26 protein-coding genes are annotated in these 24,800 nt (G+C 71.0%); 19 read left to right on the plus strand and 7 right to left on the minus strand.

All coding sequences use genetic code 11. The features are described from left to right. Window positions 1–14: 14 nt before the first annotated feature. A complete protein-coding gene (locus tag M2157_RS07520) occupies window positions 15–1,457 on the minus strand; it encodes an aldehyde dehydrogenase (protein WP_280864817.1) in 1,443 nt (480 codons plus the stop codon). A gap of 169 nt (window positions 1,458–1,626) precedes the next feature. Here M2157_RS07520 and M2157_RS07525 point away from each other — a divergent pair, with 169 nt between their 5' ends. From M2157_RS07525 to M2157_RS07540, 4 genes are all read left to right on the plus strand, one after another. Continuing rightward, window positions 1,627–1,890 (plus strand): hypothetical protein, encoded by a 264-nt coding sequence (locus M2157_RS07525; protein ID WP_348541784.1) that lies wholly within the window; start codon window positions 1,627–1,629, stop codon window positions 1,888–1,890. Between the two features lie 55 nt (window positions 1,891–1,945). Beyond that, the gene (locus M2157_RS07530) at window positions 1,946–2,083 is read left to right on the plus strand and encodes a hypothetical protein (protein ID WP_280861021.1); all 138 of its coding nucleotides are present in this window, start codon (window positions 1,946–1,948) and stop codon (window positions 2,081–2,083) included. A gap of 117 nt (window positions 2,084–2,200) precedes the next feature. Further along, window positions 2,201–3,058, plus strand: a complete 858-nt coding sequence (locus M2157_RS07535) for an NAD-dependent epimerase/dehydratase family protein (RefSeq protein WP_280864818.1) — start codon at window positions 2,201–2,203, stop codon at window positions 3,056–3,058. Between the two features lie 86 nt (window positions 3,059–3,144). Next, on the plus strand, window positions 3,145–4,008 hold the full coding sequence (locus M2157_RS07540; RefSeq protein WP_280864819.1) for a LysR substrate-binding domain-containing protein: 864 nt from the start codon (window positions 3,145–3,147) through the stop codon (window positions 4,006–4,008). Window positions 4,009–4,100: 92 nt separating this feature from the next. On the opposite strand, the gene M2157_RS07545 is transcribed toward M2157_RS07540, so the two are convergent. Continuing rightward, window positions 4,101–5,489 carry a glycoside hydrolase family 43 protein gene (locus M2157_RS07545; RefSeq protein ID WP_280864820.1) on the minus strand — a complete coding sequence of 463 codons (1,389 nt, stop codon included), beginning with the start codon at window positions 5,487–5,489 and terminating at the stop codon, window positions 4,101–4,103. Between the two features lie 276 nt (window positions 5,490–5,765). On the opposite strand from M2157_RS07545, the gene M2157_RS07550 reads away from it, so the two are divergent. The 3 genes from M2157_RS07550 (at window position 5,766) to M2157_RS07560 (ending at window position 9,044) form a co-directional block, all read left to right on the plus strand. After that, complete coding sequence (locus M2157_RS07550; protein ID WP_280864821.1) at window positions 5,766–7,190, plus strand: amidase; 1,425 nt, start codon at window positions 5,766–5,768, stop codon at window positions 7,188–7,190. Window positions 7,191–7,216: 26 nt separating this feature from the next. Next, entirely contained in the window at window positions 7,217–7,435 is a 219-nt protein-coding gene (locus M2157_RS07555; protein WP_030044637.1) for a hypothetical protein, read from the plus strand. A gap of 133 nt (window positions 7,436–7,568) precedes the next feature. Then, complete coding sequence (locus M2157_RS07560; RefSeq protein ID WP_280864822.1) at window positions 7,569–9,044, plus strand: flotillin family protein; 1,476 nt, start codon at window positions 7,569–7,571, stop codon at window positions 9,042–9,044. A 64-nt stretch (window positions 9,045–9,108) separates the two neighbouring features. On the opposite strand, the gene M2157_RS07565 is transcribed toward M2157_RS07560, so the two are convergent. Continuing rightward, window positions 9,109–9,537 carry a hypothetical protein gene (locus tag M2157_RS07565; protein WP_280864823.1) on the minus strand — a complete coding sequence of 143 codons (429 nt, stop codon included), beginning with the start codon at window positions 9,535–9,537 and terminating at the stop codon, window positions 9,109–9,111. Between the two features lie 52 nt (window positions 9,538–9,589). Here M2157_RS07565 and M2157_RS07570 point away from each other — a divergent pair, with 52 nt between their 5' ends. Next, window positions 9,590–10,036 (plus strand): type II toxin-antitoxin system PemK/MazF family toxin, encoded by a 447-nt coding sequence (locus M2157_RS07570; protein WP_280861028.1) that lies wholly within the window; start codon window positions 9,590–9,592, stop codon window positions 10,034–10,036. 23 nt (window positions 10,037–10,059) lie between these two features. On the opposite strand, the gene M2157_RS07575 is transcribed toward M2157_RS07570, so the two are convergent. Further along, the gene (locus tag M2157_RS07575) at window positions 10,060–10,884 is read right to left on the minus strand and encodes a TIGR02452 family protein (protein ID WP_280864824.1); all 825 of its coding nucleotides are present in this window, start codon (window positions 10,882–10,884) and stop codon (window positions 10,060–10,062) included. Window positions 10,885–11,173: 289 nt separating this feature from the next. Here M2157_RS07575 and egtA point away from each other — a divergent pair, with 289 nt between their 5' ends. From egtA to egtD, 4 genes are read left to right on the plus strand one after another with little or no spacing between them, the layout of a single operon-like run. Then, complete coding sequence (gene egtA, locus M2157_RS07580; protein WP_280864825.1) at window positions 11,174–12,478, plus strand: ergothioneine biosynthesis glutamate--cysteine ligase EgtA; 1,305 nt, start codon at window positions 11,174–11,176, stop codon at window positions 12,476–12,478. Continuing rightward, window positions 12,475–13,803, plus strand: coding sequence for an ergothioneine biosynthesis protein EgtB (gene egtB / locus M2157_RS07585; protein ID WP_280864826.1), 1,329 nt, complete (start codon window positions 12,475–12,477; stop codon window positions 13,801–13,803). The genes egtA and egtB overlap by 4 nt, the downstream gene beginning before the upstream one ends. Beyond that, the gene (egtC, locus tag M2157_RS07590) at window positions 13,803–14,582 is read left to right on the plus strand and encodes an ergothioneine biosynthesis protein EgtC (RefSeq protein ID WP_280864827.1); all 780 of its coding nucleotides are present in this window, start codon (window positions 13,803–13,805) and stop codon (window positions 14,580–14,582) included. Before egtB ends, egtC begins: the two co-directional genes overlap by 1 nt. Next, window positions 14,579–15,541 carry an L-histidine N(alpha)-methyltransferase gene (egtD, locus tag M2157_RS07595; protein WP_280864828.1) on the plus strand — a complete coding sequence of 321 codons (963 nt, stop codon included), beginning with the start codon at window positions 14,579–14,581 and terminating at the stop codon, window positions 15,539–15,541. The genes egtC and egtD overlap by 4 nt, the downstream gene beginning before the upstream one ends. Before the next feature lie 40 nt (window positions 15,542–15,581). Here the strand turns inward: egtD and M2157_RS07600 are convergent, their stop codons facing one another. After that, entirely contained in the window at window positions 15,582–16,739 is a 1,158-nt protein-coding gene (locus M2157_RS07600; protein ID WP_280864829.1) for an aminotransferase class I/II-fold pyridoxal phosphate-dependent enzyme, read from the minus strand. Window positions 16,740–16,798: 59 nt separating this feature from the next. Here M2157_RS07600 and M2157_RS07605 point away from each other — a divergent pair, with 59 nt between their 5' ends. Then, complete coding sequence (locus M2157_RS07605; RefSeq protein ID WP_266511476.1) at window positions 16,799–17,014, plus strand: dodecin; 216 nt, start codon at window positions 16,799–16,801, stop codon at window positions 17,012–17,014. A gap of 6 nt (window positions 17,015–17,020) precedes the next feature. Here M2157_RS07605 and M2157_RS07610 read toward each other — a convergent pair whose 3' ends face one another. After that, on the minus strand, window positions 17,021–17,512 hold the full coding sequence (locus tag M2157_RS07610; RefSeq protein WP_280864830.1) for an HAD family acid phosphatase: 492 nt from the start codon (window positions 17,510–17,512) through the stop codon (window positions 17,021–17,023). An 85-nt stretch (window positions 17,513–17,597) separates the two neighbouring features. Here M2157_RS07610 and M2157_RS07615 point away from each other — a divergent pair, with 85 nt between their 5' ends. The 4 genes from M2157_RS07615 (at window position 17,598) to M2157_RS07630 (ending at window position 20,694) form a co-directional block, all read left to right on the plus strand. Further along, window positions 17,598–18,803, plus strand: a complete 1,206-nt coding sequence (locus tag M2157_RS07615) for a right-handed parallel beta-helix repeat-containing protein (RefSeq protein ID WP_280864831.1) — start codon at window positions 17,598–17,600, stop codon at window positions 18,801–18,803. A 52-nt stretch (window positions 18,804–18,855) separates the two neighbouring features. Beyond that, complete coding sequence (locus tag M2157_RS07620; RefSeq protein WP_280861037.1) at window positions 18,856–19,266, plus strand: (2Fe-2S) ferredoxin domain-containing protein; 411 nt, start codon at window positions 18,856–18,858, stop codon at window positions 19,264–19,266. Window positions 19,267–19,329: 63 nt separating this feature from the next. Then, the gene (rpmF, locus tag M2157_RS07625) at window positions 19,330–19,500 is read left to right on the plus strand and encodes a 50S ribosomal protein L32 (RefSeq protein ID WP_280861038.1); all 171 of its coding nucleotides are present in this window, start codon (window positions 19,330–19,332) and stop codon (window positions 19,498–19,500) included. 12 nt (window positions 19,501–19,512) lie between these two features. After that, complete coding sequence (locus M2157_RS07630) at window positions 19,513–20,694, plus strand: GTP-binding protein (protein ID WP_280864832.1); 1,182 nt, start codon at window positions 19,513–19,515, stop codon at window positions 20,692–20,694. Here M2157_RS07630 and M2157_RS07635 read toward each other — a convergent pair. Continuing rightward, window positions 20,676–21,347 carry a nucleotidyltransferase domain-containing protein gene (locus M2157_RS07635; RefSeq protein WP_280864833.1) on the minus strand — a complete coding sequence of 224 codons (672 nt, stop codon included), beginning with the start codon at window positions 21,345–21,347 and terminating at the stop codon, window positions 20,676–20,678. The two genes, M2157_RS07630 and M2157_RS07635, sit on opposite strands and share 19 nt — an antisense overlap. Window positions 21,348–21,432: 85 nt before the next feature. Here M2157_RS07635 and M2157_RS07640 point away from each other — a divergent pair, with 85 nt between their 5' ends. Continuing rightward, window positions 21,433–22,431, plus strand: a complete 999-nt coding sequence (locus M2157_RS07640) for an LLM class flavin-dependent oxidoreductase (protein WP_280864834.1) — start codon at window positions 21,433–21,435, stop codon at window positions 22,429–22,431. Between the two features lie 10 nt (window positions 22,432–22,441). Next, on the plus strand, window positions 22,442–24,790 hold the full coding sequence (locus M2157_RS07645) for an excinuclease ABC subunit UvrA (protein WP_280864835.1): 2,349 nt from the start codon (window positions 22,442–22,444) through the stop codon (window positions 24,788–24,790). The last annotated feature ends 10 nt before the right edge of the window (window positions 24,791–24,800 follow it).

The raw sequence follows: 24,800 nt of genomic DNA on the forward strand, positions 1-24,800 counted from the left end.
CGGATGACGGCTGATCAGACGGTGACGGTCTTGTACTCGATGTAGGTGTTCAGGCCGGCGAAGCCGTACTCGCGGCCCAGGCCGCTGGCCTTGAAGCCGCCGAACGGGCCGTCGAAGCCGACGGAGGTGCCGTTGATCGTGACCGTGCCCGTCCGCATGCGGCGGGCGATCTCCAGGGCCCGGGCCTCGTCCGCGGACCACACGCCGCCGGACAGGCCGTACTCGGAGTCGTTGGCGATGCGCACGGCGTCGTCCTCGTCGTCGTAGGCGATGACGACCAGCACCGGGCCGAAGATCTCCTCCTGGGCGATCCGCATCGAGTTGTCGACGTCGGCGAAGACGGTCGGGGTGACGTAGTAGCCCTTCTCCAGGCCGACAGGCACCTCGGGGCCGCCGGTGACCAGGCGCGCACCCTCCTTGACGCCGATCTTGATGTAGTCGCGCACCCGCTGCTGCTGGTCTCGGCGGACCATCGGGCCGATGAATGTGTCCGGGTCCCGGGGGTCGCCGACCCGCAACGACTCGACGACCTCCTTGACTGCGGTCACGACCTCCTCGTAACGGTCGCGCGGCGCGAGGATGCGGGTGTGCGCGATGCACGCCTCACCGTTGTTGACCAGGGAGGAGAACTTCAGACCCGCCTTGAACCTCTCCAGCTCGGCGTCGGGCAGGAAGATGGCGGCGGATTTGCCGCCCAGCTCCAGGCTGACCCGCTTGAGCTGCTCACCGGCGATGGAGGCGATCCGGCGCCCGGCACGGGTCGAGCCGGTGAACGCGACCTTGTCGACGTCGGGGTGGGACACCAGGTGCTCACTGGTCTCGCGGTCGGCCGGCAGCACGCTGATCGTGCCCTCGGGCAGCCCGCACTCGGCCAGCAGATCGGCCAGCAGGCCCATGCTCAGCGAGTTCTCCGGAGAGACCTTCAGGACGACGGTGTTGCCTGCCAGCAGTGCCGGAATGATCTTCGCAAGGGAGGCGGAGAACGGTGAGTTCCACGGGATGACAGCGGCGACGACGCCGATGGCCTCCCGGCGGACCACGCTGCGGACGGTGGCTGCGGGGTCGGAGGGCGTCAGGACCTCTTCCCAGGCCAGCTCCTCGGCCGCCTTCAGGTAGGCGTTGGCCTGGCGGGACAGGCCCGGCTGCCCGGCTCGGGTGAACCAGCCGGCCGATCCGTTCTCCGACGTGATCACGGCGGCAATCTCCTCGGCGCGGGCCTCGCGCAGGGCGTTCAGCCTGCGCAGCACCGCGATCCGCTCGGTCGGCGGGGTGTTCGGCCAGGTGCCCGCGTCGAAGGCGGCGCGGGCGACGGCCACGGCACGGTCCACGTCGGCCGGCTGCGCCTGGGCCGCCCGGCCGACAAGCGACTCGTCGTGCGCAGACAGGATGTCGAGCAGTTCCGGGTTGCTCGGCTCGGTCCAGGTGCCGCCGATGAAGAGCCTGTCATAGGTGAGCATGCGCTTTCTCCCAAGTGCACAGCGGAGGATTCCGGACGATAACTGTCACGCTACTGTAGTACTTAGATCACTGAGATGCACATCGCCGTGGCGATAGATGGGTCTTTCCGCCCAGGGCTGACTATCTCCGGGGATGGGAGCAGACGCGGCGCGCAACTTGGAAGCAGTCATGACGACCGGTTCGCTCATGCTGGCCGCCGATCAGGCGGCGAGCATCACCGCCATCGCGACGGAGGCCGGAGTGGACCGGCGTACCGTCTACCGGCGGTCCGCCTCGCGCGAGGAGTTGTCGGCGGTGATCCACGAGGCCCGCCTGGCGGCCACCGAGCGGCCCACCAAGGAGACCCGGCTCCGTGAGGCCCCGGTGACCGTCGCCCTGCACCACTGTGCCGAGTGCCTCATCGAGGCAACCGCACCTGGCCGGTCGACGTGAGCCGAATGCCGGCCGCCGACTCCGAGACCGCTCAGGCGCGACCCGCGGGGCCGCCGTGACGGCCCGCCGGTACGACCTCGACGGCGGCGAGGTGGCCGTCGAGCGGAAGGCGACCGTGGACGTCGCGGCCTCGGCGAAGGCGAAGGCGTTCACCGCCGACCCGCAGCCACCCCGCCCAAGGCCGCCGAGATGAGCCCGCGGAGCTCATACCTTCAGGGCATCACAGGCGCCGAGACAGGTCTTGGACCAAGCGCGTGCGTCGGCCGCAGCCTGGAAGCACACGTTTCCAGACCAACGAGGTGCAAGGCTCATGAAGGTATTCGTCACCGGCGGTTCCGGTTACATCGGCAAGGCCACGATCGCTGCCCTGATCAGGCACGGCCACGCCGTGGAGGCGGTGGCACGCAGCGAGGGATCGGCCGCGGCGGTCCGCGCCCTGGGTGCCGTCCCGGTCATCGGCGACCTCGGTGACCTGGGCGTACTCAATGCGGCAGCCGCGCGGGCCGAGGCGGTGGTGCACCTGGCGCAGGCCGACAGTGGTGAGGCCGACCTCGCCGCCGCCACCGCCATGCAGGACGGGGTCGGAACAGGCACGTACATCCACACAGGCGGTACCTGGGTCTACGGTGACACCGACGGCGTCGTCGACGAAACGGCGGCCTGGAACCCGCCCGCCATCGTCGCCTGGCGCCGGCCCGTGGAGGAGGCGGTGCTGCAGCGAGCCCAGCACGGCGGCCGCCCGGTCGTGGTTCAGCCGGGCCTGCTGTACGGAGGTGAGAACCGTCTGATCGACCTCTTCTACACCGGCCCGGGCAAGCAGGCCGGTGCCGTCCCCTACATCGGTGATGGCGGCAATCACTGGGCGCTGATCCACATCGACGACGCCGCCGAGCTCTACGTCGCCGCGCTCGGGGCGAAGGCAGGCTCGGTCTATGCCGGCGTCGGAGGCGTGAACCCGACCGCCAAGGAGGTGGCCGTGGCGGTGAGCCGGGCGGCAGGCCTGGGCGGAAAGACCATCTCGATCAGCCTGGCACAGGCCCGTCAGCGGATGGGCCCGGTCGCTGACGCCTTCGCCCTCGACCAGCAGCTCACACCGGCACGTGCCAGGACCGAGCTGGGGTGGTCCCCTCTCCACACCGATCCCCTTGCGGTGCTTGCACACGGCTGAGGGAAAATGGCACGTGAGCCGGGCACGCCTCCTTGCGCAGGCGCGCCCGGTCGCCGTAGTGACAAGGGAGCGAACGGACGGTCACTATGGATCTTGACTTGCGGAAGCTGCGGTACTTCGTGGCGGTGGCCGAGGAACTGCACTTCGGGCGTGCCGCGGAACGGCTGCACATCGCCCAGCCGGTGCTGTCCCGGCAGATCCGAGCCCTGGAAGAAGAACTGAAGGCGGAGCTGTTCCGGCGCGATCGCCGCGGCACCACCCTCACGGCCGCGGGCGAGCAGTTGCTGGAGGACGCGCCTCCTCTGCTTGCCGGATCAGAGGCGTTGCTTCGGCGGGTGAGATCGGCGACCGAGGCGAGTCGGACCTTCACCATCGGTTTCATGCCCGGTATCACTTTCACTCCCGCCGTTGTCGCCCTCACCGCGCGCCACCCCGGGGTCAACGTCCGGCTCCTGCGCACGAGCTGGGACAACCAGGTGGAGGTTCTACGTGACGGGCGCGCCGATGTGAGCATCGTCCGTCTGCCCATCGACCAACACGGCCTGCAGGTGCGGCCGCTGTTCCAGGAGCCCAGGGTCGTCGTACTCCCGGCCGGCCATCATCTGGCCGACAGGCAGTCGGTGACGATCGCGGATCTGGCCGCCGAACATCTCCTGCAGGACCCGGACGCGGTTCCCGAATGGCGCGACGTGGCCTTGGAGATGCGCGAAGGAAACCGCACCGAGGTTCCCCCCATTTACCAGGTTGAGGAGAAACTCGAGCTTGTCGCTGCCAGAGCCGGTGTCTGCGTCATCCCTCTCTCCACTGCCCGCTTCTACACCCGGCCGGACGTCATCCCGGTACCGATCAACGACATCGGTCCCAACCAGGTGTGTCTTGCCTGGATGGCCACCCGCCGCTCTCCCCTCATCCGGGACTTCGTCGAGGTCGCCGCGGACGTTCTCGCCTGACGAGCTCGTGCGGATCGGGAATTAGAGGGAGGGGACGCGGGGTGCCCGGGGGCCGTAGCCGCCGCCGTCTGGCAGGCCGGTGCGCCGGCCGCTCAGGCCCAGGCCCCCACCGGCACGAACGAACTGTCCTGCCGGAACAGATCCGTCCCTGCCGTCCGGTCCACCCGGAGTTGGTAGTTGTAGTGGCGCAGGTAGTACCCGGGATAGTTGTACGACTCCCAGCGGACCGCGCTCGAGGACGTGCCCGTGCGGGCGATGAAGGTCGCGTCCTTGGCGAAGGTCGACGTGCCGTCATTGGCGTCGAAGCGGCCGCGGAAGTCCCAGTGGCGCAGGTAGTTGCCGGAGGAGTCGCGGAAGGAGTAGCCGTTCGAGTCGGCGAGGCCCGCGACGACCGTGAAGGTGGACGCCGACTTCTCGGCAGCCGTGCTGGAGCCGGTCACCACCGGGAGGTTGAGCAGCGAGGACTGCACCTGCCAGTAGCGCGTCGAGAAGTTGGCCGACTGGAAGGACCGCCTGACGTTCTTCGCGAGGGAAGGGCCGCCGGACACCGTCTCCTTGATGACCGTGAAGTGCCGGGCGGTGCCCGAGACCACCGGCAGCGCGGTCGGGGCGGACCACGTCGCGAACGAGTCGTAGCTGTCGCTGTAGTAATAGTTGCCGTCGCCGTAGCCGTCGAAGAAGATCCGCCAGGCGCCGTTGTCGAGCTGGATCACGGACGGGCCCTCGCGATAGCTGCCCCAGCCCGCCCAGTCGCCGGTCCGGGAGATCGTGTAGGGGCCGGTGAGCGAGGAGGCCGTCGCGTACTCGATGTACTTGGTCGTCTCGTTCTTCGTGAAGGCGTGGTACGTCGAGCCGGTCCGCACGATGTACGTGTCGATGTGGTTCGAGCCGATCCCGGACAGGGCGACCGGCGAACTCCATGCCGTCAGCGCCGAGTTCGCTGCCTTCAGCCGGTACGGCGTGAAGATCCACTCGTTGCTGGTGACCGAGCAGGACACGATGACGTTCACGCTGCCGTCGCTGTCGACGAACCACTCCGGCGCCCACGCACGGGACAGGTTGGTGATCGGGACCGTGTAGTCGTACAGGAAGGTCCAGTTGGCCCGGTCGGAGCTCCGCGCGAAACCGATGGTGGTGCTGACGTCCTGCCAGGTGTGGGTCGTGTACGTCAGGTAGTAGTAGCCGTCGGTGTGCTTGAAGACGCTCGCGTCGCGGATTCTGTTGCTGGGCGGTGTGTAGGCGGAGGACCTGAGCAGCCGGAAGTCCGTGGCGTCGTCGGACTGGTAGACGTTCACGGTCCCGTCATTGCTGTTGAGGAACGGCACGATCGTGTAGCGGGTGGCCGAGCCGCTGGGCGGGGCGGCGGCCAGTGCCGTGCCGGCGAGACCGGGCAGTTCGCCCAGCAGGACGGCCGAGGCGGGCAGGGCCGCCATCGCGCGCAGCAGCGTGCGGCGGGACGGCGTGGGGGGTCGTGTGCTCACGGGCGGCTCTCCCTCGAACAAGAACAGGAACAAGAACAAGACGCGACTCTGACGGTCGCCTTGATGTCCGACATACCGAACACAGTTCGGGAAGTCGATCAGAAGGTAGGGCTGTGACCTGAACGCGTCAATGCTTCGCGCACGACCCGGTGAGCCCTGTGCGAAAGCTGTGGCACCCGCCTGGCCGCCACTCCCGCCAGGTACGTTCCGCGAAGCGCTTTCCGACGTTACCGTTCGGTAGGCAACGTCGTCCCGGAGTCCCGGAGGTGCCCCCGTATGACGCACGACCGTTCCGCAGGCCTGGTGGAGACCGCCCGCGCACTGGCCGACGGCACGATCACCTCCCGGGCCCTCGTCGAGCAGGCCCTTGCGCGGATCGAGACGTCCCAGGCCTCCCTCAACGCCTTCCGGATCGTACGGACGAAGGCCGCTCTCGCCGAGGCCGAGGCCGCGGACGCCCAACTGGCCGCCGGGGTGCGCAAGCCGCTGCTCGGGGTGCCCGTCGCCGTCAAGGACGACATGGACGTGGCCGGCGAACCCACGGCGTTCGGCTGCCGGGGGGAGTTCCCGGCGGTCGCCCGGGACGGGGAGGCGGTACGGCGGCTGCGCGCGGCCGGGGCCGTGATCGTCGGCAAGACCAACACCTGCGAGTTCGGGCAGTGGCCGTTCACCGAGGGGCCCGCCTTCGGTGCCACCCGCAATCCGTGGAGCCCGGAGCACACACCGGGCGGCTCGTCCGGCGGGTCCGCCGCGGCCGTCGCCGCGGGTCTGGTGCCCGCAGCCCTCGGCTCGGACGGGGCCGGTTCGGTACGGATCCCCGCCTCCTGGACCCACCTCGTCGGCATCAAACCCCAGCGCGGCCGTATCTCGACCTGGCCGCGCGGCGAGTCCTTCCAGGGCATCACCGTCAACGGCACGCTCGCCCGCACGGTCGCCGACGCGGCCCTCCTCCTCGACGCGGCCGCCGGCAACCACGCGCTGGACCCCCATCGCCCGCACGCCATCGATGCCTCGGCGGCGGTCGGCCGCGACCCCGGCCGGCTGCGCATCGCGCTCGCCCTGAAACCGCCGTTCACCGCGCTGCCCGCCCGGCTCCGGCCGGAGGTGCGGGCGCGGGTCGTCGAACTCGCCGAGAAGCTGAGCGACTTGGGGCACACGGTCGAGGAGGCGGATCCGCCGTACGGGCAGATCGGGCTCACCTTCATCCCGCGCGCCACGGCTGGTATCGCCGAGCGGGTCCGCGAGGCGCCCTTCCCGGCGCTCCTCGATCGCCGCACCCGGGACGCGGCCCGGCTCGGCGGACTGCTCGGCGGGGTCCCGCTGCGGGTGGCTCGGCGCGCGGAGGCGGTCCTGCACCGCCGTATCGGCGGGTTCTTCACGTCGTACGACGTCGTCCTCGCCCCGACGACGGCCGCTCCCCCGCCGCGCATCGGGGCGATGCTGGAGCTGGGCGGGCTGGCCACGGACCGCGCGATGATCGCGGCCTGTCCCTACGCCTGGCCCTGGAACGTGCTGGGGTGGCCCGGGGTCAATGTGCCCGCCGGGTTCGTCGGCGACGGGCTGCCCGTCGGGGCCCAGTTGCTCGGTCCTGCGAACAGCGAGCCGCTACTGCTGTCGCTCGCGGCGCAGTTGGAGGCGGAGCTGCGCTGGCCCGAGGTCTGGCCGGAGCCTCGCGTCGGCGCGGATTCACCGGTCGTGTGAGCGGCCCTGGCCCGTACCCTGTGACCATGGACGATGCGTCGATGGTCGGGCTCATGGGGCGGGTCACGGGGACGATCGGGCCGGGGCTCGTCGGCGAGGTGATCGTCCGGGTGCGGGGCGGCGCCGAGCACTTCCTCGCCTACCCCGCCTCCGGTACGGACCGGATCGAGCGGGGGACGGTGGTGATGGTGGTGGAGTACCTGCCGCCGAGGACGGTCTACGTACAGGCGGCGTACGACAGTTGAGCCTGCTCACGCGCAGGTGAGAGGCGTGTGTATCAAGGTTTCGACAAGGATGCGTCAGCGTCTTCTCCCGGGCCTCGAACAGGCGCAGACTCCCTTCGTTCGGTGCCGAAAGGGCACCATCCAAAGGGGGCGTATGCCGATGATTGTCGGCGTCGTTGCGGGGGTGGCCGTAGCTGCCATCGCCGTTGTGATCGGTCTGTTCAAACTGATGTGGCGTGTCGCGGAACCCAACGAGGCACTGATCATCTCGGGCTCCAACCACAAGACGGAGGGGCTCGAAGCGGGAATGGGATTCCGCATCGTCACCGGACGCGGCACGCTGGTGCTGCCCGGTGTACAGGCGGTGCGCAAGCTCTCGCTCGACCTGAACGAGACCGAACTGCATGTGGACTGCGTGACCCACCAGGGCATTCCGCTCAAGGTGCGGGGCGTGGTCATCTTCAAGGTCGGCGACGACTTCGTGTCGATCGCCAACGCGGGGCGTCGCTTCCTCGACCAGCAGAAGCTGATGTCCGAGCGGGTGCACAACGTGTTCGCCGGTCATCTGCGGTCCATCGTCGGCGGGTTGACCGTCGAGGACATGATCCGCGACCGGGAGAAGCTCACCGGGCAGACCCGGGCCGCCTGCGGCACGGAGATGGAGAAGCTGGGGCTCATCGTCGACTCCCTGCAGATCCACGAGATCGAGGACCCGACCGGGTACATCCAGAACCTGGCGATGCCGCACGCGGCGGCCGTCCAGCGGGACGCGCGCATCGCGCAGGCCGAGGCGAACCGGCTCGCCACCGAGGCCGAGCAGAAGTCGTTCGCCCGGATGGCGGAGGCCACCCGGGACAGCGAGATCCTCCAGGCCGGCTACCAGGCCGAGCGGGACAAGGCGGGCGCCAAGGCGCGCCAGGCCGGTCCGCTCGCCGACGCGGCGGCCCGGCAGGAGGTCGTCGTCCAGGAGACCCGGATCGCCGAACTGGAGGCGAACCGGCGCGAGCAGCAGCTCCAGGCGGACGTCCGCAAGCCGGCGGACGCCAAGGCCTACGAGAAGCGCACCCTCGCCGAGGCCGAGCGTGACGCGCGGATCTCCGGGGCCGAGGCCAAGGCGAAGGAGACCGAGCTCGCCGCGGCGGCCGAGGCCACGCGGGTCAAGACGGCCGCGATCGCCGAGGCCGAGGCGACAAAGGCCCGTGGTACGGCCATGGCCGCGTCGACCCGGGCCACCGGTGAGGCCGAGGCCGCTTCGGCTCAGGCCAGGGGTCTCGCGGAGGCCGAGGCGGCCAAGGCGAAGGGACTCGCGGAGGCGGAGGCCATCAAGGCCCGCGCCGCCGCCCTCGCCGAGAACCAGGAGGCGGTCGTCGCCCAGCAACTCGCCGAGAACTGGCCGGAGATCGTCAGGGCCGGCGCGTCCGCGTTCGGCAACGCCGACAACATGGTGATTCTCAACGGCGCCGACGGCATGGCGGACATGTTCGCCAAGGCGCTCACCATGGGCGGCACCGGGCTGGGTCTGGCCCGTCAGCTGCTGGCGTCGATGAACCAGAACGGTCAGCCCGTCAACGGCACTTCGCTCAACGGGGTGGCGTCGCCGCCCTCCCAGAAGGTGCCGGTCCAGGAGTAACGGGCAGCGGCACCCCGACATCCGTCCGGGGCTCTCGGGTACGAGGGTCCCGGACGGCCCGCGTTCACACGGCGAGCAGCGTGACACCGAGGCCGAGCAGGGCGACGACCTTGGCCGCCTCGAAGGCGACGTAGAAGAGGTGGCCGCGCGAGCGGGGCAGGTCCTCGCCCGCCAGGACGCGGTCGGAGCGGCGGTTCAAACGGGGGCGGATCACGGCCAGTTGGCCGGCCAGCAGCACCACCGCGGCCACGGTCCACCCGACGATCCGGCCCGGTGGGTCACCGGCGGCGACGGCCACGACGACCGCGGTGGCCAGGACGCACTCCACGATGTTCAGGGCCCGGAAGACCAGTCGCCCGATTCCCAGGCCGATGCGGACACTGACGCCCGGGGCGCGGAACTTCAGCGGCGCCTCCAGGAAGGAGATCGCCAGCACCATCCCCAGCCACACGAAGGTGACCGCGCTCGCCGTCGCGGCCGACGTTGCGTTCATCCAACCGACCGTACCTCTGGCCCGGTTCGCCGGACGCCTTAAGGTTCCCCACGTGACTGCGTTTACCGATGAGAACGTCCCCGGCCGCTTCGGCGCCACCGCCACCACCGAGGCCGATCCCCGCGAGGTCGGCAGGGTGCGCACCGAGTACTCCCCCGCGCACGACGGCGACCCCGACCCCGGCGAGATCGTGTGGACCTGGGTGCCCTTCGAGGAGAACGACGGACGCGGCAAGGACCGTCCCGTGCTCGTGGTGGCCCGTGAGGCGGCCGGCACCCTGCTCGCCGTACAGCTGTCGAGCAAGCGGCACGACGGGGACCGGGAGTGGGTGCCGATCGGCAGCGGGCCCTGGGACCGGACCGGGCGGGACTCCTGGGTGGACGTCGACCGCATCCTGCGCCTCCACGAGGAGGGGATGCGCCGGGAGGCGTGCGCGCTGGACCGGGGGCGGTTCAACCTGGTCAGGCAGCGGCTTCACGAGCGGTACGGCTGGCGCTGAGGCCCCCTTCGCAGGGCTGACGGTCACCGCTGGAGCTGAGGCTCCGGAAACGCCCGTGCGAACGCTGCGCGCACCGCCGCGTCGCGCGTCCGGTCCAGCACCCCGAACACCACATGTTCGAAGGCCCCGGCGAACCGTCCGCCGGGCTCGAGCAGTGCCCGGAACGCCCCCGCCACCTGTGCGGGGTCGTTCTGGAAGACCCCGCACCCCCAGGCGCCCAGCACCAGCCGCCGGTAGCCCTCCGTGACGGCGACCGACAGCACCTGGCCGGCCCGCGCCGCGAGGGCTCGGGGCAGCTCGGCGGTCCGCTCGGGTGCCGTCCGCCGGATCACCCCGGCGTTCGGGGCGGCCGCGGTCAGGAAACCCACGAGGTGTGCCGCGTCCAGCAGACGGCCGCGATCGTCCCGGAACACCGGCACGGCCGGTGAATGGATGACCCGGTCGGAGTAGAACGGGTCGCGGTGGGCCCGGTGGTGGTCGTAGAACTCGCGGGCCTCCAGCTGGCAGGTGTACAGCGCGGACGCCCGGCACAGGGCCTCTTCCTGCGCCTGGGCGCCGTTCAGATAACCGCCGCCCGGATTGCGCGCCGAGGCGAAGTTCAGCACGGCGGTGCGCCCGCCGAGCCGATGGGCCGCCTCCAGGCTGCTCTCGCCCGTGACCTCGATGAACGTGTCCACAGCGGCGAAGTCCGGCACCCCCACGGGTCCCGGTCCGTACATCCGCGTCCCCGCCCGCGCCGCTGCGATCTCGGCGGCCAGCGAGACCTCGCGCCCGTCCGGGGCTCGATAGTGCCCCGCCGCGACGATCTGTTCCGTCTCGTGCGCGATCCCGCGCAGACGCGCGCTCATGGCGCCACCCCCGTGCGCGCCATGACCGCGCGCCGCGCGGTCTCCCCCGTCGTACCCATGGAGGAATCGTGGGCGATGGCATGGATGCGGTGCAACAGAGTTTCCGGAGCCCGGCACAGCCGGAAAACGCCTCGAAAACGCCGGGAAAACGGAGATCCACAGCCCCTAATGCGAGGATGTGCCCCCTTGTGCGGAACGGGATGAGGGTCTTGGGTGGGACGAGCGTTGCCGGTCCGACCCACATGATCCCCGGACTGGTGGCATGGTGGAATCTCAGGAGGATCCCGACATGTCCGACACACCCAGCGGCTGTACGCCGGGCGACTGTACAAAGCCCCGTACATCCCTGCCCGAAGCGGAGCTCGAGGCCCTGGTCCGCGGCATCTGCTTCAAGACCGGCCCGCCCCGCCGCATCGGGGTGGAAGTGGAATGGCTCGTGCACGAGCTGAGCAGCCCTCGGCTCCCCGTCACACCCGAACGACTCGCGGCGGCCTACGCCGCACTGCGGACCGTGCCCCTGAAATCGGCGCTCACCGTCGAACCGGGCGGTCAGCTGGAGCTGAGTTCTCAGCCCGCCGACTCCCTGATGGAGTGCATCGGTACCGTCTCCGCCGACCTCGCCGCCGTACGGGCGGCCCTCGCCGAGCACGGTCTCGGCCTCGTCGGCATCGGCCACGACCCCTGGCACCCGCCCCGCAGGTATCTGCACGAACCGCGCTACGACGCCCTGGAGGCCTGCCTCGACCGCACCGGCCCTGCGGGCCGCGCGATGATGTGCACCTCGGCCTCCGTGCAGGTGTGCGTGGACGCCGGACACGAGGAGCCCGGCCCCCTCGGCCTCGGACGACGCTGGTGGCTGGCGCACCAGCTGGGCCCGGTCCTGGTGGCCGCCTTCGCCAACTCCCCGCTCGCCGGTTCCGAGCCCACCGGCTGGCTCTCGACCCGCCAGCTGCTGTGGACGGAGATCGGCAGGGGACGGGCTGGCGGCCCCTCCCTGGACACCGACCCCCGCACCGCCTGGGCCCGGCACGTCCTGGACGCGCCGGTGATGTGCATACGACGGGACAGCGGCCCCTGGGACGTCCCGGAGCAGCTCACCTTCCGGGAGTGGGCCAGATCGGGAGTGCCCCGGCAGCCGACCCGGGAGGATCTCGACTACCACGTCTCGACCCTGTTCCCGCCGGTCAGACCGCGCGGCCATCTCGAGCTGCGCATGATCGACGCCCAGCCGGGCGAGGACGGCTGGGTCGTGCCGCTCGCGGTGACGACGGCGCTCTTCGACGACCCCGAGGCCGCCGAGACCGCCTACCGGGTGGTGAAGCCGCTGGCCGAGCGCACCCTCTCGCTGCCCGCGCCGCACAACCCGCTGTGGATCGACGCGGCCCGCCACGGCCTGGCCGACCCCGAACTGCACGAGGCGGCGATCGCGTGCTTCGGGGCGGCCCTGGAGGCGCTGCCACGGCTGGGCGCCACACGCGAGGTCACGGACGCCGTCGAAACGTATCTGCATCGCTATGTGATCCGGGGCCGGTGCCCCGCCGACGATCTGCTGGACCGGACGCACGGTTCGCTCGGGAAGGAAATCCGCACATGACCAACCCGTCCGTCGACACCTCCGTCGACCCCGAGACCGTCCGCGAGCGGGCCGTGACCACTCTGATCACCGCCCGGGACCGCACGACCCTCCTCACCAGCTGTGTGGAGGACCCCGACCTGACCGCCCAGCACTCGCCGCTCATGTCGCCGCTCGTGTGGGACCTGGCCCACATCGGCAACCAGGAGGAGCAGTGGCTGCTGCGGACCGTCGCCGGGCAGGAGGCGATACGGCCCGAGATCGACGGCATCTACGACGCCTTCGAGCACCCGCGCTCCGAACGCCCCACGCTGCCCCTGCTGTCGCCCGCGGAGTCCCGGCGCTACGCGGCGGAGGTACGCGGCCGGGTGCTGGACGTCCTGGAGGGCGCCGCGCTCCACGGGACCCGGCTCACCGAGGCCGGATTCGCCTTCGGGATGATCGCGCAGCACGAACAGCAGCATGACGAGACGATGCTGATCACCCATCAGCTCCGCAAGGGCCCCCAGGCCCTGACCGCCCCCGACCCGGAACCGGCCCCGCTGTTCACCGGCCCGGCCGAAGTCCTCGTCCCCGGCGGCCCGTTCACCATGGGCACCTCCGACGAGCCGTGGGCACTGGACAACGAACGCCCGGCGCACCGGCGTGAGGTGGAGCCCTTCTACATCGACACCACTCCGGTGACGAACGCCGAGTACCAGGCCTTCATCGAGGACGGCGGCTACGACACCGAGCGCTGGTGGGCCCCGGCCGGGTGGGCACACGTCCGCCGGCACTCCATCCACGCACCGCTGTTCTGGAGCCGCGACGGCAAGCAGTGGCTGCGCAGGCGCTTCGGCGTCACCGAGGTCGTGCCGCCCGACGAGCCGGTGGTCCACGTGTCCTGGTACGAGGCCGACGCCTACGCCCGCTGGGCCGGACGGCGGCTGCCCACCGAGGCCGAGTGGGAGAAGGCGGCCCGCCACGACCCGGCCGGCGGCCGCTCGACGCGCTACCCGTGGGGCGACGCCGACCCCGCGCCCGAGCACGCCAACCTGGGCCAACGGCACCTGCGGCCCGCCCCCGCCGGCAGCTACCCGGAGGGCGAGTCACCGCTCGGCGTCAGGCAGTTGATCGGTGACGTGTGGGAGTGGACGGCGAGCGACTTCGAGCCCTACCCCGGGTTCCAGGCGTTCCCGTACAAGGAGTACTCGGAGGTGTTCTTCGGCCCCGACCACAAGGTGCTGCGCGGTGGTTCGTTCGCCGTGGACGCGGTGGCCTGCCGGGGCACGTTCCGCAACTGGGACTATCCGATCAGGCGGCAGATCTTCTCCGGCTTCCGCACGGCCCGTTCGGGAGCCGTCTGATGTGCCGTCATCTGGCGTATCTGGGACCCGCGGAGCCGCTCGGCAACCTCCTCGTGGCGCCCCCGCACAGCCTCTACCGCCAGTCCTGGGCGCCCAGGCGGCAGCGGTACGGCACCGTCAACGCCGATGGTTTCGGGGTCGGTTGGTACGCCGAGGGTGACCCGGTCCCGGCCCGGTACCGACGGGCCGGACCCATCTGGGCGGACCTGTCCTTCGCGGATCTGGCACGGGTCGTGCACAGCACGGCGATCCTGGCCGCCGTACGGGACGCGACCCTGGCGGGAGCCGACGCCGAGGCCGCCGCGGCGCCGTACGCCTCGGGGCCCTGGCTGTTCAGCCACAACGGCGCGGTCAAGGGGTGGCCAGGTGCCCTGGCGCCCCTGACCGCCGCGCTGCCCCCGGCGGACCTGCTGTCGATGGAGGCCCGCAACGACTCGGCGTTCGTGTGGGCACTGGTCCTGAACCGGCTGCACGGCGGCGACGAGGAGGGCCAGGCGCTGGCCGACACGGTCCTGGAGGTCGCCGAGGCGGCCCCGGGCTCCCGGCTCAACCTCCTGCTGACCAACGGGGAGTCCATCGCCGCGACCGCCTGGGGCGACACCCTCTGGTACCTCCAGCGCCCCGGCACCGGCACCGTCGTGGCCTCCGAGCCCTACGACGACGATCCGCACTGGCAGGAGGTCCCCGACCGCACCCTGCTCGCGGCGAGCCGCACCGACGTCCTGCTCACACCGCTCAAGGAACCGTCCGCGGAACCACTCGAGGAGCCCAGCACGTGAGTCCGTTCCTTCTGACCCGCACCCTGCCCGAGGACGCCACCGGGGCCGCCCTGCGCGCCGACGTCCTCAAGGGCCTGACGCACACGCCCAAGACGCTGCCGCCGAAGTGGTTCTACGACGCCCACGGCAGCGAACTCTTCGAGCAGATCACCGAGTTGCCCGAGTACTACCCGACCCGCGCCGAACGGGAGATCCTCGTCGCGCGCTCCGGCGAGATCGCCGCGGCGACCGGCGCCCGCACCCTGGTCGAGCTGGGCTCCGGTTCGTCGGAGAAGACCCGTTACCTGCTCGACGCGCTGACCGGGCTGCACACGTACGTGCCGGTCGACGTCAGCGAGAGTGCCCTCACCCAGGCCGGGCACGCGCTCATCGCCCAGCGGCCGGAGCTGAGCGTGCACGCGCTGATCGCCGACTTCACGGGCGGTCTGAGCCTGCCGGGGACGCCGGGCCCGCGTCTGGTGGCCTTCCTCGGCGGCACGATCGGCAACCTGCTGCCGGTCGAGCGCGCCGCGTTCCTGGCCTCCGTCCACGCCCTGCTCTCGCCCGGTGACGCGCTGCTGCTCGGCACCGACCTGGTCAAGGACGAGAACGTGCTGGTCAGGGCGTATGACGACGCGGCCGGGGTGACGGCCGCGTTCAACAAGAACGTCCTGACCGTCGTCAACCGCGAGCTGGGCGCCGACTTCGATCCCGGTGCCTTCGATCACGTGGCCCTCTGGGACGCCGAGAACGAGTGGATCGAGATGCGGCTGCGCTCCCGTACGGAACAGACCGTGAAGGTGCCCGCGCTCGATCTGGCCGTGGACTTCGCGGCGGACGAGGAGCTGCACACCGAGATCTCGGCGAAGTTCCGCAAGGAGGGTGTCCACTCCGAACTGGCCGCCGTCGGTCTGGAGTTGGCGCACTGGTGGACGGACAGCGAGGGCCGGTTCGCGCTGTCGCTGAGCGTGGTGCGGTAGCGCACCGGTCGCGGGGGCCGGCTCGTCCCGGCCCCCGCGGTCAGTCGAGGGCTGCGGCCATCCGCCGGACCGCCTCGGTGATCAGCTCGGGGGACGTCGCCAGGTTCAGCCGTACGAAGCCGGCGCCCCCGGTGCCGAACGGAACGCCGGAGTTCAGGGCGACCCGGCCACGCTCCAGGAAGACCTCCGCCGGATCGCCGGGCAGTTCCAGCGCGCGACAGTCCAGCCAGGCGAGGTAGGTGGCCCGGGCCGGTTCGTAGCGCACGGCGGGCAGCGCCTCGGCGAGGAGCCGGGCCAGCAGCCCGCGGTTGTCGTCGAGGCCGGTGAGCAGGGCGTCGAGCCAGGCGCCGCCGTCCCGCAGCGCGGCGGTGTGGGCGATGACGCCGACATGGCTGGGACCGTGACCGACCTCTTCGGGAAGGCGCGCGAGGTCGTCGGCCGCGTCGGGCCCGGCGACGGCCACGGCGGCTTTGAGCCCGGCCAGGTTCCACGCCTTGGAGGCCGACATCAGCGACAGCCCGCTCCCCGCGCCGGGCACGCTCAGGTAGGGGACGAACGTCGCACCGGCCGCCAGGAGCGGGGCGTGGATCTCGTCGGCCACGACCCGCACGCCGTACGTCCGCGCCAGCGCCGCCACGTCCGCCAGCTCTGCGGCGGAGTGGACGGCGCCGGTCGGGTTGTGCGGGCTGCACAGCAGATAGGCGGGCCGGGCCGCGCCCTTCCGCACCCGTGCGAAGACGTCCTCCAGGACCTCGAAGTCGATCCGGCCGTCCGCACCGAGTTCGGCCTCGACGACCTGCCGGCCCATGTTTCCGACGAACTGGTAGAAAGGCGGGTACACGGGCGAGTTGACGACCACCGGATCACCCGGTCCGGAGACCAGCTTGAGCATCTCGACGATGCCCAGCATCACGTCCGGGACGATCGCCGTACGCTCCACCGCGAGCCCGTCCCAGCCCCACCGCTTGCTCGCGAAGTCGGCAAGCGCCTCGGCGTACGCCGTGCCGGCCGGATACCCGGTGTCTCCCAGCGTCACCGCGTCCCGGATCGCCTGTGCGACCGGCTCGGCCAGGGGGACGTCCATCTCGGCGACCCACAGCGGCAGTACGTCCTCCGGGTAGGTCCGCCACTTCATGCTCGTACGCCGCCGGAGCTGCTCCAAGGTGAGCCGGCGCAGGGGATTGGGCATACCGTCCATGGGTCAACGATAGGGTCGGACGGCTCGCGCTCCGCCGCCGCCTGAGGCACCGTGGAACCATGACGAACCACACCTACCGGGTGACCGAGATCGTCGGCACCTCGCCGGACGGCGTCGACCAGGCGGTCCGCAACGGCATCACCCGTGCCTCGCAGACCCTCCGCAACCTCGACTGGTTCGAGGTGACCCAGGTGCGGGGCCAGATCGAGGACGGGCAGATCCAGCACTGGCAGGTGGGGCTGAAGGTCGGCTTCCGCCTGGACGAGTCCGACTGACGGCTCTCAGGTCCGCCCCTCCCGCTCCTGCGCCACCTCCAGCGCCGCGGAAGGGGCGGTCCAGCGTGCCCGTACGACGGTGAATCCGGCCCGTTCGGCGTCCTCGCAGACCAACTCGTCGTCGTCCACCAGGACCCGGATCTCGCGGGTGCGGGCGAGCTGCTTCAGGATCTCCAGCTTGGTGCGCCGGGCGGGCCGCCGGTCGTCGTTGCGCCGCATGTACACGTGCCCCTCGGGGAGCCCCTGTGCGCCGAGCCAGGCGAGCGTGTCGCGCCGGCAGCGCTCGGGCCGCCCGGTGAGGTAGAGGATCTCGCACTCCTCGGCGCGCTCCAGCACCAGCGCGATGCCCTCCGGGATCGGCGGGTCGTCGGGCGCGGCCGCGAAGAAGGCGTCCCAGTCGCGCGGCCTGCGCTCCAGGAAGCGCTGCCGGTGGGCCGTGTCGGCCAGGGTGTTGTCCAGGTCGAACACGGCGAGCGGGCGCTTGCTGCTGTCGGTCACCTCACCCACCCTAGACCCGGCAACCTTCCCGCCCCGGGCGACCACTGCCTGGCGATACAGCAGTCAGGCCGAGGCGGGAGACCCCATGCACGTGAACAAGGCGATCTGGACGGCGGCAGCGGTGAGCGCCGTACTGATGACGGCATTACCGGCGACCGAGGCATCCGCGGCCCCGACGACGCTGGTGGTGGCGACGAACGGGAACGACACCGCCGCGGGCACCCTCGACCGGCCGCTGCGCACCGTCCAGCGGGCCGTGGACCTGGCGAAGCCCGGCGACACCATCGCGGTACGGGCGGGGACCTACGCGCTCACCGACAACATCACCATCGCCACCTCCGGCACCGCGTCCCAGCCCATCTCGCTCGGCGCCTATCAGGGCGAGCGGGTCGTGATCGACGGCGAGCAGCTGGCCGCGAGCCACACCCCGGTCGGCGGCAGCATCCCGCGGGCCGAACGCGGGGCGATCCACCAGGAGGCCTCCTACTGGCGGATCTCGGACCTGGAGATCGTGAACGGCCCCTACGGCGTCTACTGCGACGGGTGCAACAACAATGTCTTCGCCCGTCTGAGGACCCATGACAACTACGAGTCCGGCTTCCAGCTCCAGGGTGCCTCCAGCAACAACCAGATCCTGAACCTGGACAGTTACGGCAACCGCGATCCGCGCAAGAACGGCGAGAGCGCGGACGGGCTGGCCATCAAGGAGGGTTCGGGCACCGGCAACGTCGTGCGGGGCGCCCGGCTGTGGAACAACGTCGACGACGGCTTCGACGACTGGAAGTTCACCTCGCCGGTCGTCGTCGAGAACACGATCGCGTACGGCAACGGATTCAACCGCTGGAACTTCCCCGACTTCGCGGGCGACGGCAACGGCTTCAAGCTCGGCGGCGGCAGCCCGGCACCGGCGGTGGCGCACACCCTGCGCAACTCGATCGCCTTCAAGAACGCGGCGCACGGCGTGACGGACAACGGCAACACCGGCGCCCTCGCCCTGTCGCGCAACTCCACGTGGGCCAACGGCGGAACCGGCTTCGACGCCGACGTCTCGGGTGGCAAGGCCAAGCTGACCGGCAACCTGTCCGTCGCCGACGCCAGGGCCGCCGCGCTCGGCTCAGCCACCGTCTCCAGCGGCAACTCCTGGGATCTGGGCGGCACTTGGAACGCGTCCTCGGTACTGAGCACGGACCAGGCGCCGCTCACGGGCGCACGCGGGGCCGACGGTTCACTGCCGTCGGCGCCGTCGTTCCTGGTGCCGCGGAGCGGGGCCGCCGTAGGCGCGAGGTTCTGATCCTGCCGACCCGGTGGCACGGGGCGCGAACCGTATGGATCATGCTTCTCCCATGCCCTCGACGCCCCGCACCTCCCTGATCGGCTCCGCCTCCTGCACCGTCGTCGTCTGCCGGGGCTGCTGCTGCGGCGACGGCCGCAAACACCCCGGCACCGACCACGCCTGGCAGTTGGAGCTGCTGCGGGCGGGGGCGGCCGAGCACGGCTTCCAGGTCCGTACGACCGATTGTCTGGGCCCCTGCGACCAGGCGAACGTCATCGTCGTGCGGCCCTCCGCGGCCGGGCGCCGGGCGGGTGGCCGGGCCGCCTGGATCGGGTTCGTCATGGACGACGGGGGCACCGAGGAGGTCGTGCAGTGGGCGGCCGCGGGCGGGCCCGGGGTCGCCGAGCCGCCGCTGACGCTGGAGCTGCAGTTCATCGAGCCGCCGCGGGAGGCGAGGGTGCGGTCCCGCCGCCGCCGTTAATTGTTAATGGGATCCATTTTCATGTAGCGTCCTCGGTGCTCACCCACCGAGGAGGTTCCCGCCATGGCTGTCCCCAAGCGGAAGATGTCCCGCAGCAACACCCGCCACCGCCGTTCGCAGTGGAAGGCCACCACCACCCAGCTGGTGCCGGTCACGATCGAGGGCGTCACCCATCTCGTCCCGCAGAACCTGGTCAAGGCGTACGAGCGCGGCCTGCTGCGCCCCGAAGGCTGAGGGCCGGGTCCGATGCCGTACGACCGCCTGCCCGTCACCGTTCTCTCCGGCTTCCTCGGGGCGGGCAAGACGACGCTCCTCAACCATGTCCTCGCCAACCGCGAGGGGTTGCGGGTCGCCGTCATCGTCAACGACATGAGCGAGGTCAACATCGACGCGGCGCTGGTGCGCGGCGGCGAGGCCGCGCTGTCGCGGACCGAGGAACGCCTGGTCGAGATGACCAACGGCTGCATCTGCTGCACCCTCCGCGACGACCTGCTCGAGGAGGTGGACCGGCTGGCCCGAGAGGGCCGCTTCGACCATCTGCTCATCGAGTCGTCCGGCATCTCGGAGCCCATGCCGGTGGCCGCCACCTTCGCCTTCGCCCGCGACGACGGCGCCACCCTCGGGGACGTGGCCCGACTGGACACCATGGTCACGGTGGTGGACGCGGCCAACTTCCTGCCCGAGCTGGAGAGGGGCGACGAACTCGCCGAGCGCGGCCTCGCTCCCTTCGAGGACGACGAACGCACGGTCAGCGATCTGCTCGTCGACCAGATCGAGTTCGCGGACGTCATCGTCCTCAACAAACTCGACCTCGTGGACGCCGAGGCCGCCGCCCGGCTGCGAGCGGCTCTCGTACGGCTCAACCCGGTCGCCCGGATCGTCCAGGCCGAGCACGCCCGCGTGGACCTTCAACGAGTCCTGGGTACCGGCCTGTTCGACCTGGAGCGTGCCCAGCAGGCGCCGGGCTGGGTCCAGGAGCTCAACGGCGAGCACGTGCCCGAGACCGAGGAGTACGGCGTCTCCTCCACCGTCTTCCGCTCCGAACTCCCCTTCCATCCGGGCCGGTTGTGGGACTTCGTCACCGAGGAGCTGGACAGCGGGGCGCACGGGCGGATCCTGCGCTCGAAGGGCTTCTTCACCCTGGCCAGCCGCCCGCATGTGACGGGCCTGTGGTCACAGGCCGGTTCGGTGGCCCGGTTCGAGCCGTCCGCCGCAAGGGACGCCGAGGCGCCGTACGCGCAGGAACTGGTCTTCATCGGGACGCAGTTGGAGCCGCACGGACTCCGCAGAGCTCTGACGGCCTGCCTCATGGCCCCCGGCGAGGACCGCCCGCTCCTGGACCCCTTCCCCGCGTGGGAGACGTACGGCGTCGAGGACACCTGCGACCACGAGGCCGCCGAAGCCCACGCTCACGCCGCCGTGTCGTAGAACTCCGCGCGGACGCGCCGCAGCCACACCTCGGCCGGTGCCTCGTCGGGCCGGTCCGGCAGCACACTGCGGGTCTCGGCGAACGCCGTCTCGTAGTGGGCGAGCAGTGACCGGGCCGACGCGGGATCGGCGGCGACGGCGTCCCCGAAGCGGTGGTACTCCTCGGGATCCACGACCCGCACCGCGAGCCGTCCGGTGGTGTACAGCTCCAGGCCCTGGTGGCAGAGCCGCTTCAGATGCCGGGCGTGCTTGGCGGTGCGGTGGTCGCCGTCACGGCTCTCCAGTTTCCTGAACTGCTGGGCGGCGTACCCGAGATAGGCGTCCCGGACCCGCCGGGCACTCAGGAACGACCCGCGGATGCCGATGAGTTCGTCGCCCAGCGGGGTGCGCACCTCGTACAGCTCGTCCGGCAGCCAGACGAGCTCCATCACGGTCGGATTGCCGCCGAGGGCGAGCCTGCACCACTTCGCCGCCTCGTGCAGGGTGCGGTCCGGTGCCGTGGTGACGTGGGACTCCTTCGGCGTGTGCAGGCCGAGCAGGGTTTCGGTGGGCGCGGCGAACATGCCGAGGCGGTCCACGTCGGAGCCTTCGCGGGCGAGTCCGTACGCGGTCGAGCCGACGATGCCGGAGAGCAGGATGTTCTGGGCGGTCACGCGGTCCATTGTGCTGACCTGCGGCGATCGCGGTCATCCGGTTTTCCGGCGGGAATACCGGACCCGGTCTCGCGTTGAACCCTGTGTGAGTTCCGTGATCGCCGCCACCCGCTTCTCCGTCCTGGACCGCTCCCGCACCCGCGAGGGCGGTACGAACGCGCAGGCGCTGCAGGACACCGTGCGGCTGGCGCGGGAGCTGGAGGGACTCGGCTACCACCGCTTCTGGGTCTCGGAGCACCACGGCGTGCCGGGAGTCGCGGGCTCCGCACCGACCGTGCTGGCGGCCGCCGTCGCGTCCGCCACGGACACGATCCGGGTCGGCACCGGCGGTGTCATGCTGCCCAACCACCAACCCCTGGTCGTCGCCGAACAGTTCGGGGTGCTGGAGTCCCTCTTCCCCGGCCGGATCGACATGGGCCTGGGTCGCTCGGTCGGGTTCACCGACGGTGTGCGCAAGGCTCTGGGCCGCGGCAAGGACGACGCCGACGACTTCGCCGTACAGCTGGAGGAACTGCTGGGCTGGTTCCGCGGCACCTCCCCGACGGGCGTGCACGCCCGGCCGGCCGAGGGCCTGACCGTGCCGCCTTTCGTGCTGGCCATGGGCGAGGGGGCCACGATCGCGGCCCGCGCGGGCCTGCCGATGGTCATCGGCGACCTCAGGAGCCGCGACAGGATGCGGCGCGGCATCGACCACTATCGCGCGCATTTCCGGCCCTCCCCCTGGGCGCGGGAGCCGTACGTCGTCATCTCCGGGACGGTCGCGGTGGCCGCCACACCGGAGGAGGCACGGCGCCTGCTGATCCCGGAGGCCTGGGCGATGGCGTACTCGCGCACCCACGGCACCTTCCCGCCGCTCCTGCCCGCGGAGCGCGTCGAGGGTCTCGCGATGACGGAGAAGGAACGCGGCCTCTACGAGGGCGGTCTCGCCGGGCACATCGCCGGCACCGAGGAACAGGTCGCCCACGAGCTGGAGACGGTACTGAAGGAGACGGCGGCGCAGGAGGTCCTGGTCACGACCAGCACCTACGACCGCGAGGCCCTGCTGGACTCCTACCGGCGGCTGTCGACGATCACCTCCGGTTAGAGTCGTTTGCATGTACGACCCCAACGGCTCCCACGACCCGTACGTCCGCGTCCGCGGTGCCCGTGAGCACAATCTCAAAGGGGTGGATGTCGACATTCCGCGGGATGTGCTGGCCGTGTTCACGGGGGTGTCCGGGTCGGGGAAGTCGTCGCTGGCGTTCGGGACGATCTACGCGGAGGCCCAGCGGCGGTACTTCGAGTCGGTGGCTCCGTACGCGCGCCGGCTGATCCATCAGGTGGGCGCGCCGAAGGTCGGGGAAATCACCGGACTGCCACCCGCGGTCTCGCTCGAACAGCGCCGTTCGGCACCGACGTCCCGTTCGTCGGTGGGGACGGTCACCAATCTCTCGAACTCGCTGCGCATGCTGTTCTCACGGGCCGGTGACTACCCGCCGGGCGCCGAACGGCTCGACTCGGACTCCTTCTCCCCCAATACGGCGGCCGGCGCCTGCCCGGAGTGTCATGGTCTGGGCCGCGTCCACCGTACGACCGAGCAGTCGCTGGTCCCCGACCCGTCGCTGTCGATCCGGGAGGGCGCCATCGCGGCGTGGCCCGGTGCCTGGCAGGGCAAGAACCTGCGGGACATCCTCGACGCGCTCGGCCACGACGTGGACCGGCCCTGGCGTGAACTGCCCGCCGAACAGCGGGAGTGGATCCTGTTCACCGACGAGCAGCCGGTCGTCACCGTGCACCCGGTGCGGGACGCGGACCGCATTCAACGCCCGTACCAGGGCACGTACATGAGCGCCCGCCGCTATGTCCTGAAGACGTTCGCGGACTCCAAGAGCCAGACCCTCAGGGCGAGGGCCGAGGGGTTTCTGGTCTCCGCCCCGTGCCCGGTCTGCGGCGGCAGCAGGCTGCGTCCGGAGGCGCTGGCGGTCACCTTCGCGGGCCGCACGATCGCCGACTTCGCGGCACTGCCGCTGACCGAGCTGGCCGCCTCACTGGTCGCCCGCGGCGAGACCGCGCGGGTCCTCACCGACGACCTCAAGTCCCGTATCGCGCCGATCGTCGAGCTCGGCCTCGGCTATCTCAGCCTGGACCGCGCGACGCCCACCCTGTCCGCCGGTGAGCTCCAACGGCTGCGGCTCGCCACCCAGTTGCGGTCCGGGCTGTTCGGAGTCGTGTACGTCCTCGACGAACCCTCCGCCGGACTGCACCCCGCGGACACCGAGGCACTGCTCACCGTGCTGGCGCGGCTGAAGGCGGCCGGCAACTCGGTGTTCGTGGTGGAGCACCAGCTGGACGTCATGCGCGGGGCGGACTGGCTCGTGGACGTCGGGCCGCGGGCGGGTGAGCACGGCGGGCGGGTGCTGCACAGCGGTCCGGTGGAGCAGCTTGCCGAGGTCGCGGAATCGGCGACGGCTCGGTTCCTGTTCGACCGCTCCCCCGCAGTGGAGCGTGCAGTGCGTTCATGGCGCGGCCGGTTGAAGGTCGGCCCGGTCAACCGGCACAACCTGCGCGGGGTGACCGCCGAGTTCCCGCTCGGCGTGTTCACCGCCGTGACCGGGGTGTCGGGCTCGGGCAAGTCCACGCTGGTCGGCGAGATCACGGAGGAGCGGGAGGGGGTGGGCCGTCTGGTCTCGGTGGACCAGAAGCCGATCGGCCGGACCCCGCGCTCCAACCTGGCGACCTACACGGGCCTGTTCGACGTCGTGCGCAAGGTCTTCGCCGGCACCGATGAGGCGCGTGCACGCGGCTACGGTGTCGGCCGGTTCTCCTTCAACGTGGCGGGAGGACGCTGCGAGACCTGCCAGGGCGAGGGGTTCGTCAGCGTCGAGCTGCTCTTCCTGCCGAGCACCTATGCGCCCTGCCCGGACTGCGGCGGGGCCCGCTACAACCCCGCCACGCTCGACGTGACGTACCGGGGACGGAACATCGCCCAGGTGCTCGACCTCACGGTGGAGTCGGCGGCGGAGTTCTTCGCGGACACCCCGGCGGTGGCCCGCAGTCTCACCACCCTCCTCGACGTCGGTCTCGGCTACCTCCACCTCGGACAGCCCGCCACCGAACTCTCCGGCGGCGAGGCCCAGCGCATCAAGCTCGCGAGCGAACTCCAGCGCGTCCGCCGCGCCCACACGCTCTACCTCCTCGACGAACCCACGACGGGTCTGCACCCGGCCGACGTGGAGGTCCTCATGCGCCAACTCCACGGCCTCGTCGACGCCGGCCACACGGTGATCGTCGTCGAGCACGACATGTCGGTCGTGGCGGGCGCGGACTGGGTCATCGACCTGGGCCCGGGCGGCGGCGACGCCGGCGGACGAATCGTGGCGGCAGGTACGCCGGGGGAAGTGGCCGGGGTGGAGGGGAGCGCCACGGCCCCCTATCTGGCACGGGCACTGAACTCGGGCACCTGACTCGCGGGCA

This window comes from Streptomyces sp. SAI-127 (genome assembly GCF_029894425.1).
GTDB lineage: Bacteria > Actinomycetota > Actinomycetes > Streptomycetales > Streptomycetaceae > Streptomyces.